Consider the following 16,344-nt stretch of genomic DNA (forward strand, 5'->3'; position numbering starts at 1 on the left):
AAATCCTTTCAGCCTTTGACCGCGCCAGCCGTGAGGCCCTGCACGAGATATCGTTGAATGAGGAAGAAGAAGAGGCAGGCCGGGATGAGCGCAAGCACGCCCGCCGCCATCATCTGCCCGAAATCGACCGAGAACTTTGAGACGAAGCTCAAAAGCCCGACCGGGAAGGTGGCTGAATCATTGCCGGAAATCAGCATCAGCGCGAACAGAAGCTCGCTCCATGCTGCGGTGAAGACGAAGCCCAGCGTGGCAGCGATACCGGGGAGCGTCAGCGGCAGGATGATCTGGCGGAAGGCCATGAATTGCGTTGCGCCGTCGATCTTGGCGGCTTCTTCGAGATCCTTCGGAATGCCGTCGAAGAACGACTGCATCAGGAAAGTGGCAAAAGGCACATTGAAGGCCGAATAGACGATGACCAGACCAGTCAGGCTGTTGGTCAGACCGAGTGGCGCCATGATCTTGTAGATCGGCGCAATCAGCATCACGAGCGGAAACATTTGCGTCAGCAGCATCAGCGCCACGATCCAGTATTTGGCGCGGAAGTTGAACCGCGACAGCGCATAGCCGGAAAGCGATGCCAGCAGCGTGACGATGATGGCTGTTGATCCCGACACGATCAGGCTGTTGCGGAAGAACAGCGGAAACGAGCTGTTATTCAACACATGGCTGAAATGATCGAACGTCATGCGCGATGGCCAGAGCCGCACGCCCTCGCTGTAAAGCAGATCATTGGGCGTGACGGAAACCTTCACCAGCCAGAAGATCGGAAACAGTGCAAACAGGACGAACAGGAGAATCGCAATGCGATGCGCGCCAGCAAGGTAGATTTTACGGTTGGCCATGGCCTCAATCCTTGTTCAGAAGCGTCTGGCGCAACAGCACGATGAGCATCGAATAGACCATCAGCAGGACAAGCAGGACCATCGCAATGGCAGAGGCGTAACCGAAATCGAGCCGCTTGAAGGCCTGCGTGAAGATATAGCTTGCTACGATCTGCGTCCGGTCGGCAGGACCGCCGCCGGTCATCACGACAATCAGGTCGGCACTGTTGGCAATCCAGACGGTGCGCAGCAAAATGGTGATGGCCATGGTCGGCGCAAGGTAAGGAAGCGTGATCGAGAGAAAACGCTGCACCGGCCCTGCGCCATCGATCGCTGCTGCTTCATAAAGATCACGAGGGATGGCTTGCAAAGCGGCCAGCATGGTGATGGCGAAGAACGGTATGCCCCACCACACGCCTGCGGTGATGATACCCCACATGGCAAGGTTGGGGTCGGACAGGATGTTGTTTGGCGCGCTCAGGATGCCGATTGCATGCAGCCAGTGCGGCAGCGGCCCGATAACCGGATTGAACAGCCAAGCCCAGTTAAGGCCGGTGAGAAATGTCGGCACAGCCCATGGCAGGAAGATCAGCGCCTGTGCCAAGCCGCGACCGGCAAATGGCTTGTCGAGCAGCAGGGCCAGAATAAGTCCGAACACGAATTGCAGCAGCACGGAGCAGCCGGTCCACCAGAGCGTGTTCTTCAGGGAACGATAGAAAGCCTGATCGGTGGCAAGTTCGCGGAAATGATCGAGCCCCACATAGCCGCCCGAAAAGGGGTTCCGCAACTGAATGTCGCGAAAGGCATAGGAGACGCCGAGGATCAGCGGAACCAGCATGATGGCGCCGATGAGGATGAGCGCAGGCGCACTGTAGAGATAAGGTTCGGAAGCGTGCGCAAGCCGCTGCAGGAAGCTGCGGCGGTCCTGCTTTTCGCCCGGCACTTCGTTGCGCACCGAGGCCTTTATGGAAGCGGTGTCGTTCATCATCTTTCCCTTCGCGGGGCTGCATCACTCGCTTGCAGGCGTGACAGTTCCACGCCTGCAAGCCGTTCACGGTGCTATTGCTTTGCGAGGTGCTTCTGCTGTGCCTTGGTCAGATATTCTGCCCATTGGTCGGCCAGCTGGTCCGGCGTAATGTCGCCGAGAAGCGCTTCCTGCGAGGTCTTGATGACGAGCGAATCCTTGAAGAAGGCAAATTCTTCCAGATAGGTCGGCATGACGGTTGGAACGACGTTCTTGTCAGCCAGTTCATCGAACCAGCCCTTGAACTGCTCGCCGTTATAGAACGGATCGTTCTGGGCGGATTTGAGAACCGGCAATGCGCCGGTACGCTTGTTCCATTCGATGTTGCCTTCCGGGCCTTCGAGCATCGAGATCAGTTTCCAGGAAAGATCCTTGTTCTTGCTCGCGCTCATCATCGACCAGCCGGCAAAGCCGATGGTCGGGAAGGTCTTGCCATCCGGGCCCTTCGGCATGATGGTAACGCCAAAATCTTCAGGCTTCATGCGTTCGGCAATGGCAATCAGGGCGTCGGGATCCTGATTGAGGAAGGCGCAGGTGCCGCTATAGAAACCGGCTACGGTTTCGTTGAAGCCCCAATTGACGCTGTCCTTCGGTGCAAGGCCGTTCTTGTAGAGATCGACCACCCAGTTGATGCCCTTTTTCCAGCCTTCGCTGTTCATGGTCGAGGTGCCGTCTTCGTTGAAGAACTTGTTGTCGCCCGCCATGGAGGCTGCGAAGATCACCCAGCTATTGAGGCCGCCGGGACCGCCGCGCATGCAATAGCCGGATTTGCCCGGCAGAGCGGCAATTTTCTTGGAGGCTTCGACGAATTCATCGAGCGTTTTCGGCGGTTCGGAAACGCCAGCCTCGCTCAGCAGCTTCTTGTTGTAAAACATGGCGTTCAGATAGAAGCCGTAAGGCAGCGTATAGGCTGTGTTGTTGACGCTGCGGCCAAGCTCAAGCGCGCGCTCGGTGAGGTCGGATGTGGTTTCCCATTTTTCGAGATATGGCTCGAGATTCTCCAGCATGCCGTTGTTGCCATAGAGCGAAACCCAGGTGTCCGGCATTTCCATGACGTCCGGGATTTCCCCGGCCGAAACCATGGTGGCGAATTTCTGGAAGGATTCGCCCCATGGCAGCGAAATGATTTCCACCTTGGTGCCCGGATTGGCTGCCTCAAACTTGGCAACGATGGACTGAAGCGTCTTTGTGCGCTCCGGGCTGGTGATGACTTCAACAAGTTTCAAGGTGGTATCGGCAAGCGCCGTACCGCTCATAAGCATGGTTGCGAATGCGGCTGCTATTAGTTTTTTCATTGCAGTTCCCCTTATTGCTCCTCACTATTTTATTCACACGGTCGATGCTGCGAGCGCTCCTTCAATATCCCGCCACAGCGCTTCCGTTCCCTCCAGTCCGACATGCAAGCGCACGGAGCGCGGATCGATGCCGAACGTATGCGCCGAATTCGGCTGTGCCTTCTGCTGCAGCACGACTTCGCCCGGCACGATCAGGCTTTCATGTCCACCCCAGCTCACGCCAAGCTTGAACAGATTGAGATGATTGCAGAATTCGCGGATGTTCACGCCTTCGCGGAAGATGACCGAGAACAGCCCGGAAGTGCCGTGGAGGCCCGCCGGCAGGCGATTTGCAAGGGCGGGATGGCACACGGTTTCAACCGCTTCCAGCGCCTGAAGGCGTTTTGCAATTTCCAGCGCCGATGCCTCATGCGCCTTCATGCGCGTTGGCAAGGTGCGCATACCTCGAACGAGCAGCCAGGCATCAAACGGTGAGAGCTTGCCGCCCAGATATGGATAGGTCTCCGCGCGGATCGCATTGATCAGCTCTTTCGAGCCGGTGACGACACCGGCCACGACATCGCTATGGCCGCCGAGATATTTCGATGCCGAATGCACGACGAGATCGACGCCCAACGACAGCGGACGCTGGAAGATCGGGCTGGCCCAGCTGTTGTCGATGATGCTCAACACACCATGCTGCCTTGCAATCGTTGCTAAGGCCCCGACATCATGGGCTTCCATGACCCAGCTTGTCGGGCTTTCCATGTAGAAAAGTTTCGCGCCGGGCAGGGCCTTTGCAACCGCCTCCTCGTCGCGGCCATCGACATAGTCGACCTGCACCTGCATGCGCTTCAGGATAGTGCCGAACAGGCGGAACGCATCGGGATAGACATGGCGCACGGCGACAATGCGATCGCCGGGCTTGACGAAGGCCAGCACGCTTGACGAGATCGCGGCCATGCCGCTGGCAAAGCCGAGCGCATCTTCGCCGCCTTCAAGTTTCGCCAGCATTTCTTCGAAGGCGCGCACGGTCGGGTTGAGACCGCGCGTGTAGATGGGCCGAACCTTTTCGCCCCGGTAGGAGGCGACCATGTCGTCATAGCTTGGGAAGGTGAAAAGCGAAGTCTGCACAATGGGCGGAACCACGGCGTCGAAAGCATTGACTTCATCATGGGCGACTGTAAGCGCTGCGAAATCCAGCGGGTCCATCCCGTCAGTCATTTGGACATTTCCTTGATGTCTTCCTCGACAATATCGAGGATTTTGAGTGTTTCCTGCCGCGCGGCCTCAGGGTCCTGAGCCACGATGGCGTTGAAAAGCGTGCGGTGGAACGGAAAGGTCCGCCGCGCGAAATCGACCCGCTCGAACGGATGATCCCAGAAACGCAAAAAGGCTTCGCGCATCTGTTCGAGTAATTGTCTGAAAAGCGGGTTGTGGGTCGCGTCGTAGATAGCAAGGTGGAACGCCAGATCTTCCGGGCCGGACGTGCCTTCCGCGATGTGAACGCGTTCCATTTCGTTGAGATTGCGCTCGATGATGACAAGGTCTTCAGCCGTGCGTTTGCGGGCGGCAACCATGCTGGCTTCCGCCTCGATGCCACGGCGCACTTCAAGCGATTGCAGCAACGCATCGCGCAATTGCGCCGGATCGAATGAAAGCGGCATGTGGATTGTTGCAGCCGAAATTGGCTTGAGCAGATAGGTGCCGCTGCCCTTGCGGGCTTCGATCACACCCAGCGCCTGAAAGTGTCGGATTGCTTCGCGAATGGTGGAGCGCCCCACGGCCAGCGCGGTCATTAATTCACGTTCAGCAGGAAGGCGGTCACCGGCCTGAAGATGCGCGGTCGCGATGTAATTGGCGAGCGCATCGGTTACCTGCCGAGCGCGATCCATCGGCGGTAGCGGCGCGATCTGCAGCAGCCTGCGATCTTTCATCCTGCCTCCTTTTCAGACCGCTCCAATTTGCGCAATCCGGCCAGACCACGTTCCCTTGTTGGTTTTAAAATTGGTCTGACATCATAGTAATATCGGCAGGAATTCACCGCTGTCAAGAACGGTCTATTTGCAAGTGAATAGACTGTTCGCATGCGCAAGCTTTTCCGATTGCGCTTGGACAAACTTGCTCCTATCAATCGGCGGAAGAGGCAGTGCGTCCCAGAAAGTGCAAAAGCGCTTTTTGAACAAGATGTGCTGAAGAGGAGTGCGGCGCATCAATCGCCGTTGTTGAGGAGATACCCCATGCATTTGAAGGCATCCGAAAAGCGGACGCTTGGCCGTACCGGCTTGACCGTAACCGCGCTTGGTCTGGGAACCGCGCCCTTGGGCGGGCTTTACGCGCCTGTTTCCCGCGCTGACGCGGATACCTTGCTGGAAGCTGGCTGGAAAAGCGGTATCCGTTATTACGACAGTGCGCCGATGTATGGCTATGGCCGCAGCGAACACCTTCTCGGCGATATGCTGCGTGAAAAGAGCGAGCGTGCGGTTATTTCAACGAAGGTCGGACGCCTGATGGCCAACGAGCGTGCTGGCCGTACATTGCCGCCCCCGCTGCCGAAAAATCCGTTCGATTCCGGTTGGCACAATGGTCTCAATTTTCGTGAGGTATTCGATTACAGCTATGACGGCATCATGCGGAGCTTCGACGACAGCCAGCAGCGTCTCGGCTTTCCTGAAATCGACCTGCTTTATGTCCATGATATTGGCCGTGTGACCCATGGCGACCGGCAAGAACTCCACTGGAACGCTCTTACCAAGGGTGGCGGCTTCCGCGCGCTGACCGAGTTGCGCGACGCAGGCAATATCAAGGGGTTCGGTCTCGGCGTGAACGAATGGGAGATCATTCGCGATGCGCTTGAAGAAGCTGATCTCGACTGCTCACTTCTCGCCGGTCGTTATTCGCTGCTTGACCAGGTTTCCGAAAAGGAATTCCTGCCGTTGGCGCAAAAGCGCGGCATGGCGCTGGTGATTGCCGGGGTGTTCAATTCCGGGATTCTGGCTGCACCGCGCGGCGGCGAACTGAAATTCGATTACGCCGACGCGCCTGCTGAAATCATTGCACGCACCAATCGCCTGCATGATATTTGCGATGAGTATCGTGTGCCGCTCGCTGCTGCCGCCATGCAATTCCCGATGAGGCATGAGGCCGTCAGCTCCATTTTGATCGGCGTTCGCTCGCCGGAACAGATCAGGCAGAATGTCGTCTGGTTCGAGCAGACGATCCCCGATGAGTTCTGGCAGACTTTGCGTTCCGAAGGCCTTATTTCGTAATCATGACGTCCAAAATTCTTTGCGTAGGTGCCCTGACCATGGACACCATCTTGCGCCTCGATGCGCTTCCTGATGCGGCAGGCAAATATCTGCCGCGCGAAGCTGTCGAGATCGCAGCTGGCATGGCTTCAAGTGCAGCCGCGGCGATTGCCCGGCTTGGCGGTGATGTGGCGCTCTGGGCTTCTGCTGGGATTGACCCGGTTGGGGATCGCGCCATAGCGGAGCTTCAAGCCGAAGGCATTGATTGTACCTATATCCGGCGGCTGGAGGACGCTCGCACGGCGTTCTCTTCGATCCTCGTTGATGCGAATGGCGAACGCATCATCGTGCCGTTTTATGACCGGGCACTGGCGAGCCCGTCTGTTTCGGTGCCGCCGATTACGGCAGGAGCCTATGCTGCCGTCATGACCGATGTTCGCTGGCCATGGGCTGCTGAAACGGCGCTGCGTGCGGCACGCGAGGCGGGGATTCCTGCCATACTGGATGCCGATACCGCGCCTGTCGAATTGCTCGAAACGTTGCTGCCGCTTGCGACCCATATTGTTGCGTCGGAACCGGCCGCCATCAGCGTCGCGGGCACGACGGATTTGAGTGAATGCGTCCGGGTTCTCAGCAAGCGTTATAATGTCTTCACCGCCGTTACGGGTGGCGCGGAGGGCTGCTACTGGGCTGAAGGCGCTGGCAAATCTGTTTCTCACATACCCGCTTTCACGGTCGATGCAGTGGATACGCTGGCTGCGGGCGATGTCTTCCATGGTGCTTTCGCGCATGGCCTCGTGGAAGGCAGGCCTACGATTGATATCATTCGCTTTGCCAATGCCGCCGCTGCCATCAAATGCGCGCGCTTCGGCGGGCGGGCCGGTTCACCAAGCCACGCCGAAGTTCTTTCTTTCATCGAAACCGGTGTTGTTCCAGCCTGATAAGTCGGGTTTCGCACATCTTCCTCCCTCATCCTTAGCAGCTGTTTTCAACAGCTCTCCACGACGATGAGGGGAGGAGATACCAGCGCTCTGAACCGACACAGGTTTCAGGAGTTTTTACCTATCCCGCATTCTTCCGAAGCCGTGCGAGTACACACTGAACCCCAATTGACTCTTTACTAACATGTTAGTATGTGCAAACTTAAGATTCAAACTTGGGAGGAGCCAGTTTTGGCACACAATCATTCCGGGCAGGAGCGTTTCGGGCTCTCTGCAGCGCTCACGACGCCATTCGACGCAGACGGTAAAATCGACGTCAGCCGAGCGCTCAGCCACGCGCGTGCGCGGCTCGATAATGGCTGCTCCAGCGTAACCTTGTTTGGCACGACCGGCGAAGGTTCGTCGATTGCCGATGCTGAACGTGCGGCACTCCTCGATGCATTTGTTGCGGGTGGCTTTCCGGCGTCCAGCATCGTTGTGGGCGTGATGGAAAATTCGGTTGCCGATGCGGTTCTTCAGGCAGGCGATGCGTTGCGGCGCGGCTGCAAGGCCATTCTTTTGGCGCCGCCTTCCTATTTCAAGAACCTCTCCGATGAAGGCCTGTTCAACTGGTTCTCGGCTGTCTTCAAGGGATTGGGTGAAGATGCTCGCAGCATCATTCTCTACAATATTCCGTCGGTAACAGCCGTGGAGCTTTCAGTCGATCTCATAAGCCGTCTGCGTGCGGCCTTTGGTGGCATCATCATGGGCGTGAAGGATTCTTCCGGGAACTGGGCCTATACTGAAAAGCTGCTTGCTGCGCACAAGGACATTGCGATCCTGATTGGCGACGAGCGCGATCTGGCAGCAGGCGTTCGCCTTGGCGGGCAGGGCGCGATTTCCGGGATGGCCAATCTGTTCCCGGACCGCCTTTTGCGCATGATCAACCATGGGCAGGACGATGCCGAACTGGTGGCCGCAGTACAGCAATTGCTGAATTATCCGGTAACGCCTGCGGTTAAGGCCATGGTCGCGCGTCATACCGGTGACAAGGAATGGCGTCGCGTGCGCGCCCCACTGATTTCACTCAATGACGCGGATTTCGATGCAATTGGCGGTGTATTCGACCGTTTGCATATGGCAAAAGCGGCTTGAAGGCGGCATAAGCCTTGGAGGGTAGAGGGGAACGGCCTTGGCAGAAGATCACAACGAACCGGTAAAACTGCGGGATAAGGCTTATCAGAGCTTCACCCAGCATTTGCTGGCGCGTGACTTTCATCCGGGCCAGTTCGTTTCGCAGCGCCAGCTTGTGACCATGACGGGCTTGCCGCTAGGCGCGATCCGCGAACTGATTCCACGCCTTGAAGCGGAAGGTCTCATAAAGACCGTGCCGCAGCGCGGGCTCCAGATCGCCCATATCGATCTCAATCTGATCCGCGAAGCGTTTCAGTTCCGCCTCTTTATCGAAAAAGAGTCGGTTGCGATTTTTTGCCAGACTGCTTCGGACGAACTGCTGCGGTCATTGCGTGCGGAACACGAGGAAACTCTTAAGCGCGCAAAGGCGGAGGGCGAAACGCCGGAACTTGAGCAACGGGCGCAGAGCATCGATTGGAGCCTGCACGATACGATTGTCGGCTCGCTCGACAATGAAATCATCTGGCGCGCCTATCAGACCAACACCATCAAGATGCGCCTGATCAACCAGGAACGTTTTCGCATTACCGGCCGCGTTATCCCGGTCATGCAGGAACATCTGGCGGTGCTTTCGGCGATTGAAACCCGCGACCCGCAAATCGCCATGGATGCCATCGCCGTTCATATCAACAATGCGCGGAAGCTGGCTTTGCAGATTTAACAACCAGAGCCGGGCAAGAGGAGTTGCCGGGGCTATGGAATTATTGGGCCAAGAGACCTAGGGGAGGAGCATGCAATGAATCTATTACGTCCAACACGACGCCAATTTCTGGCGGGCTCGGCGGCAATCGCTGCGTCAAGCATGACGGGGATCGCCCCGTCTTTCGCACAGTCTTCCGTCGACTGGAAGAAATATGCCGGCACCACGCTGGAAGTGAATCTCATCAAGAGCCCGCGCGGGGAAATCCTTCAGAAATACCAGAAGGAATTCGAAGAGTTGACCGGCATCAAGGTGCGTTCCGAACAGACACCGGAACAGCAGCAGCGCCAAAAGGCCGTGATTGAGCTGACATCGGGCCGTCCGAGCTTTGACGTCATCCATATCAGCTATCACGTGCAGAAGCGGCAGTTTGAAAAGGGCGGTTGGCTTGCCGATCTCAACCCGTTCCTGAAAGACCCGACGCTGACTGATGCAAGCCTGACCGAAAGCGATTTCGCAAGCGCCGGTCTTGCCTTCGCCAAGGACGCCAATGGCCGTTTCGGCGCGCTGCCCTTCTCGGTCGATTACTGGATCATCTACTGGAACAAGGAACTCTTTGCCGCCAAGGGCATCGAATATCCCAAGACCTTCGAGGAACTGGTTGCTGCTGCAGAGGCGCTGACCGACCCGTCCACGAACACTTATGGTTTCGTGGCGCGCGGCATGAAGAACGCCAATGTTCCGGTCTGGACCAGCCTCATGCTTGGCTATGGTCAGGAATCGGTCGATGCGGCGGGCAATCTGAAAACGGACACGGCGGAAGCCATCGAGGCGGCAAAGCTCTACCAGCGCCTGATGACCAAGGCGGCACCTCCCGGCGTTGCCGGCTTCAACTGGGCGGAATGCCAGTCGAGCTTTTTGCAAGGCAAGGTGGGCATGTGGCTGGACGGGATCGGCTTTGCCCCACCGCTCGAAGATCCAAACAAGTCACGCGTGGTCGGCAAGGTCGGCTATGGCGTCATGCCTGCTGGCCCGAAGGCGCAGGCGGCACCCACGACCGGCGACGGCATCGGCGTGACGGAAGCCTCCACCAAGAAGGAAGCGGCATACCTTTATTGCCAGTGGGCCATTTCCAAGGAAATGGGCGCGCGCCTGCTGCAAACCGGCTCCGGCGTTCCGTTCCGCAAGTCGATCATTGACGATGCGGAAGTGCGCAAGGGCGTCACCATGCCGGAAGGCTGGGTGGAAGCCCTGTCGAAATCGGCACCGATCAGCCAGCTCTGCCTGCCGGTCATCGTGCCTGTCACGGAATTCCGCGACATCATGGGCGTCGGCCTCACCAATCTTCTGAACGGTGCGGAAGCTGAAGCCGAAATGAAACGCGCGACGGAAGAATTCCGTCCGGTCCTCGCACGGAGCGAAGGAAAATGACATCTGCCGCCCCGACAGCAACCACAAAGGAAGCCGCCGGTAAAAGCCGCCTGCGGCCCAGCTACTGGCCTTTTGTGCTTCCCGCCTTGATCACCGTCGGGGCGGTGATCGTCTTCCCATGGCTGTTCACGCTCTGGATGAGCGCCAATCAGTGGCAGCTTGGCGGAGGCATCAGTTTTGTCGGCTTCGACAATTATCTGCGTCTGGCGACCGATGCCCGCTTCTGGGATTCCATGGGGCATACGCTTGTCTATACCGTCCTCTCTGTTGTCGCGCCCATGGTTTTGGGCACGCTCGCGGCACTGGTCTTCGACAGCAAACTGCCAATGCGCGGGCTGTTGCGCGGCATATTCGTCATGCCGATGATGGCAACGCCCGTCGCGGTTGCGCTGGTCTGGACGATGATGTTTCACCCGCAGCTGGGTGTTCTGAACTATCTACTGTCGCTGATCGGCATTGGCCCGCAGGAATGGATATTCAACCAGAACACCGTCATTCCGTCGCTGGTTGCGGTCGAGACTTGGCAGTGGACGCCGCTGGTCATGCTGATCGTGCTGGGCGGTCTTGCCTCCATGCCGCGCGATCCGTTTGAAAGCGCTGAAATAGACGGCGCCAATGGCTGGCAGAAATTCCGCTATATCACGCTGCCGATGATCCTGCCTTTCATCATGCTGGCGGTGATTATCCGCTCCATCGATGCGCTGAAAAGCTTCGACATCATCTACGCGATGACGCAGGGCGGGCCGGGCACGGCGTCGGAAACCATCAATATCTATCTCTATAATGTGGCGTTCTCCTATTATGACATTGGCTATGCTTCGGCGATTGCCGTGGTCTTCTTCATTGTCATCATCGCCATGTCGCTGATCCTGCTGGCGCTGCGCCAGCGGACGGCATGGAACGCCTGAGGAACCGCCATGGCGCGTAAATCCATTCTTTCCAAGCTCGGCACGGCGCTGCTCGTCTTTGTCATTGTGTCGCCCGCCATTCTCTTTTTCGTATGGATGCTGTCGCTTTCGCTGAAATATGAAATCGATAATGGCGCTTATCCGCCGATCCTGATCCCCGAACGCTTCGCCTGGTCGAATTACAGCCAGATTTTCGAGGCCAACGATTTCCTGCTCTATTTCTGGAACAGCATTCTGGTCACCGGCATGGCGACGCTGCTCGCGCTTCTGGTGGGTGTGCCTGCGGGCTATGGCATTGCGCGGCTCAAGGCGCATAAATCGGCAATCGTCATCATGATTGCGCGCATGACGCCGGGCCTGTCCTATCTGATCCCGCTGTTTTTGCTGTTCCAGACGCTGGGACTGCTCGGCACGCTGTGGCCGCAGATCATCATCCATCTGGTCGTCACCGTTCCGATCGTCATCTGGATCATGATCGGCTATTTCGAGACAACGCCCATGGAGCTGGAGGAGGCGGCGATGATCGATGGCGCGTCGTCCTGGCAGGTGTTCATGAAAGTGGCGCTGCCCATCGCCAAGCCCGGCATTGTGGTTTCGCTGATCCTGGCGGTGATCTTCTCGTGGAACAATTTCGTCTTCGGCATCGTGCTCGCAAGCCGCGAGACACGCACCTTGCCGGTCGCGGTCTACAACATGCTGTCCTTCGAGCAGGTCAGCTGGGGGCCGCTTGCCGCCGCAGCTCTGGTGGTCACGCTGCCGGTTCTTCTTCTCACCGTCTTCGCACAGCGCCAGATCGTCGCCGGTCTGACCGCGGGCGCCGTCAAGGGCGGTTAATGTTAGAGTTCGAGGTTTAAGATGGCTTCCGTATCCATCCGCAATGCAGTCAAGAAATATGGCAATGTCGGCGTTCTGCACGGCGTGTCGGTCGATATCGAAGACGGTGAATTCGTCGTGCTGGTGGGCCCGTCGGGCTGCGGCAAGTCCACGCTGCTGCGCATGATTGCAGGGCTTGAGGAAATCAGCGGCGGCGAAATCGCCATCGGTCCGCGCGTGGTCAATGACCTGCGCGCCAAGGAGCGCGACATCGCCATGGTATTCCAGAACTATGCGCTCTATCCGCATATGACGGTGGCCGACAATATGGGCTTCGCGCTGATGCTGAAGAATGCGCCGAAGCAGGAGCGCGAAAGCCGCGTTGCGCGTGCCGCCGAAATTCTCGGCCTGAACAAGCTGCTCGACCGCTATCCGCGCCAGCTTTCCGGCGGCCAGCGCCAGCGCGTCGCCATGGGCCGCGCCATCGTGCGCGATCCGCAGGTTTTCCTGTTCGATGAGCCTTTGTCCAATCTCGACGCCAAGCTGCGCGTGCAGATGCGCAGCGAGATCAAGGGGCTGCATCAGCGTCTGAAAACCACCACCATCTATGTCACCCACGACCAGATCGAAGCCATGACCATGGCCGACAAGATTGTCGTCATGCGCGATGGGTTGGTGGAGCAGATCGGCGCGCCGCTCGATCTCTATGACCACCCGGCCAATATGTTCGTCGCGGGCTTTATCGGTTCGCCTTCGATGAATTTCATCAATGGCAAGGTCGAGGAAGGCGCTTTCGTGGCCGATGGCGGTTTTCGCTTGCCGCTGCCGCAGGGCACTTATTCCAGCGCATCCGGTGGGGCCATTTACGGCGTGCGCCCGGAACATCTGAAAATCGCCGAAGGCGGCATTCCGGTCACGGCTGAAATTGTGGAGCCGACCGGTTCGGAAATCATGGTCATGGGCAAACTTGGCGATCAACCGATCACCTGCCTGTTCCGCGAGCGTTTGACCGTACGTCCGGGGGATGTGCTGTCGATTGCGGTCGATCCGGCGACAAGCCACGTGTTCGAGCCGGAAAAGGGTAAACGCATCAGCGCATAAAAAACGCCGGGCATTGCCCGGCGTTTTGTTTTATTCCGCCGCTTCCTTGACGGCCATCGGATTGTTCGGATGGGTCGTCCAGTTGGCATAATGCGCCGGAATCGGTTCCTTGGTACGCGGATCGAAACCGCCAATCTGCTCCATGGTGATGCAATCCTCGACCGGACAGACATTGACGCAAAGATTGCAGCCCACGCATTCCTCATCGATCACCTCGAAGTGGCGCGCGCCATTAACCAGATTGGTGATCGCCTGATGCGAGGTGTCTTCGCAGGCAATATGGCAACGACCGCATTTGATGCAGAGATCCTGATTGATCCGCGCCTTGGTGACATAGTTGAGGTTGAGATATTGCCAGTCGCTGACATGGCCCACAGCCATGCCGCGGAAATCATCCAGCGTCTGATAACCCTTACTGTCCATCCAGTCGGAAAGACCGTCGATCATTTCCTGAACGACCTTGAAGCCATAGGTCATCGCCGCCGTGCAGACCTGCACCGTGCCGCAGCCCAATGCTATAAACTCGGCCGCATCGCGCCATGTGGTGATGCCGCCAATCCCTGAAATCGGCAGGCCGCGCGTTTCAGGATCGCGTGCAATTTCCGCCACCATATTGAGCGCAATCGGTTTGACCGCCGGTCCGCAATAGCCGCCGTGGCTGCCGCGACCGTCAATGGACGGGACCGGCGACATGCTGTCAAGATCGACCGACACGATGGAATTGATCGTGTTGATCAGGGATACGGCATCGGTCCCCGCCGCATGTGCGCCGCGAGCCGGCTTGCGAATATCGGTGATGTTCGGCGTCAGCTTGGTGATCACCGGCATCCGGCTATATTGCTTGCACCACTTGACGACCATGGCGACATATTCCGGCACCTGACCGACAGCCGCGCCCATGCCGCGTTCGCTCATGCCGTGCGGGCAGCCGAAGTTCAGTTCGATGCCGTCCGCGCCGGTTTCCTCGACCAGCGGCAGTATGGCCTTCCATGCTTCTTCCTCGCATGGCACCATGATCGAAGCGATCAATGCGCGGTCAGGCCAGCGCATTTTCACTTCCTTCATTTCACGCAGGTTCACCTCCAGCGGCCGGTCGGTGATCAGCTCGATATTATTGAGACCGAGCAGGCGGCGGTCGGCACCATGGATCGCGCCATAGCGCGGGCCGTTGACATTGACCACCGGTGGGCCTTCCGCGCCGAGTGTCTTCCAGACCACGCCGCCCCAGCCAGCCTTGAAAGCACGCTCGACATTGTAGGCCTTGTCGGTCGGCGGAGCCGAAGCCAGCCAGAACGGATTGGGAGACTTGATGCCGAGGAAATTCGTTGAAAGATCAGCCATTTTCTAACTCCTCAGCCCTGTTCCTGGCCCAGATGAACGCCGCGGTCCCGCAAAGCCGATGCCGGGGCATGGAGCGCGCCCCCTGAAAGCACTGCATCGGCAAAACCTTCGATTGCCTGGGGACGTTTGATCAGTGTTGCATGGATCGATTCAGCGGCAACCTTGCCATCTTCCACCGATGCAACGGTCAGATCCTTGCCGCCTGCGACGCAATCACCGCCTGCCCATATGCCTTCCACCGATGTCCGGCGTTCATCGTCGACGCTGATGCGTCCTTTGGACAGGCCGATGCCTGAACCCGCCAGCGGTTCCGGTTCAAACTTCTGGCCGATAGCCTTGAAGACCTGATCGGCTTCAAGAGTGAGATATTCCCCGGTGCCGGAAAGCTTTCCGTCTTCGATAGCGGTATATTCAAAGACCACGGCGTTGGCGGTGCCGTCTTCGTTCCGTTCAAGCGCGTGTGGCTGCAGCCAGTGGCGGATGACCACGCCATGAATCTGCGCCAGTTCCTGCTCATAGGCGCTGGCATTCATATTTTCCTGCCCGCGGCGATAGACTATGGTGACGTTTTCAGCGCCGAGCTTCTTGGTCTGGATGGCGACGTCCACCGCTGTCATCCCGCCGCCGATGACCACCACGTTGCGGCCAACAGGCAAGGATGAAAGGTCTTTGGCCTGCCGCAGATTGGCGATGTAATCGACCGCATCAAGAACGTTTGGCGCGTCTTCGCCAGCAAGACCCAGATCGTTTACACCCGGCATACCCATGCCGAGAAAAACTGCGTCATAGCCGGCTTTCAGCGCCTCAATGGTGATGTCCTGACCAAGCGTCTGATTGTACTCGATATGGATCGCGCCGATCTTGAGCACGAATTCGAGTTCGCGCTGCGCGAAATTGTTGACCGTCTTATAGGCGGCAATCCCGTATTCATTGAGGCCGCCACCCTTGGCGCGGGCTTCAAAAATCGTCACGCGGTGGCCGTGCATCGCAAGACGATGGGCAGCGGCGATACCCGCGGGACCCGCGCCAACCACGGCAATGTGCTTGCCGGTTTCAGGGGAGCGTTTGAATGGATGATTGCCTGTTTCCATCAATACGTCGGTGGCATAGCGCTGCAATTCACCGATCTTCACCGGTTTGCCTTCTGAAACCTCACGAACGCACACTTCTTCACAAAGCGTTTCTGTGGGACAAACACGAGCGCACATGCCGCCGAGGATGTTTTCCGAAAGGATGGTCTTGGCAGCTCCGACCGGGTTGCCGGCATTGATCTGCCGAATGAACATCGGAATATCGATGCCTGTCGGGCATGCATTCATGCACGGGGCGTCATAGCAGAAATAGCAGCGATCGGACTCGACCAGAGCTTCATGTTTTGTAAGCGGCGGATGCAGGTCGTCGAAAACATGCGCATAGTCGGCCTTCTCAAGCCGTGCCCCGCGAATGTCAGGCCCGTTTACGTGTCCCGGATTGTCGACTGCATCAATAGGTGAATTCTCTGCAGATCTCATCGACCGCATCTCCCATTTTTGCTTGGTTTCGGCGCGGGTTCCCTTTGCGCGCCGCCATTATGTACCGGGCTGCGATCTTTGCTGCCGCATGATGCCCGTTACTGACAGGATGACAGAT

At 57.9% G+C, this 16,344-nt stretch carries 15 protein-coding genes; 8 read left to right on the forward strand and 7 right to left on the reverse strand.

The window, feature by feature from the left end; genetic code table 11:
- Positions 1-8: 8 nt before the first annotated feature.
- From J9800_RS11790 to J9800_RS11810, 5 genes are all read right to left on the reverse strand, one after another.
- Positions 9-842: a carbohydrate ABC transporter permease gene (locus J9800_RS11790; RefSeq protein ID WP_114214168.1), complete on the reverse strand. Its 834-nt coding sequence runs from the start codon at positions 840-842 to the stop codon at positions 9-11.
- Between the two features lie 4 nt (positions 843-846).
- Complete coding sequence (locus tag J9800_RS11795) at positions 847-1,806, reverse strand: carbohydrate ABC transporter permease (RefSeq protein WP_210845866.1); 960 nt, start codon at positions 1,804-1,806, stop codon at positions 847-849.
- Positions 1,807-1,880: 74 nt separating this feature from the next.
- A complete protein-coding gene (locus J9800_RS11800) occupies positions 1,881-3,140 on the reverse strand; it encodes an ABC transporter substrate-binding protein (protein WP_114214167.1) in 1,260 nt (419 codons plus the stop codon).
- 33 nt (positions 3,141-3,173) lie between these two features.
- Complete coding sequence (locus J9800_RS11805) at positions 3,174-4,343, reverse strand: PLP-dependent transferase (protein ID WP_114214166.1); 1,170 nt, start codon at positions 4,341-4,343, stop codon at positions 3,174-3,176.
- On the reverse strand, positions 4,340-5,056 hold the full coding sequence (locus J9800_RS11810) for a FadR/GntR family transcriptional regulator (RefSeq protein WP_114214165.1): 717 nt from the start codon (positions 5,054-5,056) through the stop codon (positions 4,340-4,342). The genes J9800_RS11805 and J9800_RS11810 overlap by 4 nt, the downstream gene beginning before the upstream one ends.
- Before the next feature lie 303 nt (positions 5,057-5,359).
- Here J9800_RS11810 and J9800_RS11815 point away from each other — a divergent pair, with 303 nt between their 5' ends.
- The 8 genes from J9800_RS11815 (at position 5,360) to J9800_RS11850 (ending at position 13,374) form a co-directional block, all read left to right on the forward strand.
- Positions 5,360-6,388: an aldo/keto reductase gene (locus J9800_RS11815; RefSeq protein ID WP_114214163.1), complete on the forward strand. Its 1,029-nt coding sequence runs from the start codon at positions 5,360-5,362 to the stop codon at positions 6,386-6,388.
- 2 nt (positions 6,389-6,390) lie between these two features.
- Positions 6,391-7,308 carry a PfkB family carbohydrate kinase gene (locus J9800_RS11820; protein ID WP_114214162.1) on the forward strand — a complete coding sequence of 306 codons (918 nt, stop codon included), beginning with the start codon at positions 6,391-6,393 and terminating at the stop codon, positions 7,306-7,308.
- 231 nt (positions 7,309-7,539) lie between these two features.
- On the forward strand, positions 7,540-8,442 hold the full coding sequence (locus J9800_RS11825) for a dihydrodipicolinate synthase family protein (protein ID WP_114214161.1): 903 nt from the start codon (positions 7,540-7,542) through the stop codon (positions 8,440-8,442).
- 37 nt (positions 8,443-8,479) lie between these two features.
- Complete coding sequence (locus J9800_RS11830; RefSeq protein ID WP_114214160.1) at positions 8,480-9,142, forward strand: GntR family transcriptional regulator; 663 nt, start codon at positions 8,480-8,482, stop codon at positions 9,140-9,142.
- 75 nt (positions 9,143-9,217) lie between these two features.
- Positions 9,218-10,552: an ABC transporter substrate-binding protein gene (locus tag J9800_RS11835; RefSeq protein ID WP_114214159.1), complete on the forward strand. Its 1,335-nt coding sequence runs from the start codon at positions 9,218-9,220 to the stop codon at positions 10,550-10,552.
- Complete coding sequence (locus J9800_RS11840; protein ID WP_112589809.1) at positions 10,549-11,460, forward strand: carbohydrate ABC transporter permease; 912 nt, start codon at positions 10,549-10,551, stop codon at positions 11,458-11,460. Before J9800_RS11835 ends, J9800_RS11840 begins: the two co-directional genes overlap by 4 nt.
- Before the next feature lie 9 nt (positions 11,461-11,469).
- On the forward strand, positions 11,470-12,294 hold the full coding sequence (locus J9800_RS11845) for a carbohydrate ABC transporter permease (RefSeq protein WP_114214158.1): 825 nt from the start codon (positions 11,470-11,472) through the stop codon (positions 12,292-12,294).
- A gap of 21 nt (positions 12,295-12,315) precedes the next feature.
- Complete coding sequence (locus J9800_RS11850) at positions 12,316-13,374, forward strand: ABC transporter ATP-binding protein (RefSeq protein WP_114214157.1); 1,059 nt, start codon at positions 12,316-12,318, stop codon at positions 13,372-13,374.
- Positions 13,375-13,404: 30 nt separating this feature from the next.
- On the opposite strand, the gene preA is transcribed toward J9800_RS11850, so the two are convergent.
- Entirely contained in the window at positions 13,405-14,715 is a 1,311-nt protein-coding gene (gene preA / locus J9800_RS11855) for an NAD-dependent dihydropyrimidine dehydrogenase subunit PreA (protein WP_112589818.1), read from the reverse strand.
- 11 nt (positions 14,716-14,726) lie between these two features.
- On the reverse strand, positions 14,727-16,235 hold the full coding sequence (locus J9800_RS11860) for an NAD(P)-dependent oxidoreductase (protein WP_210845727.1): 1,509 nt from the start codon (positions 16,233-16,235) through the stop codon (positions 14,727-14,729).
- Positions 16,236-16,344: the final 109 nt, after the last annotated feature.

The sequence above is a fragment of the Ochrobactrum sp. AP1BH01-1 genome (genome assembly GCF_018066705.1).
Taxonomy (GTDB): Bacteria; Pseudomonadota; Alphaproteobacteria; order Rhizobiales; family Rhizobiaceae; genus Brucella.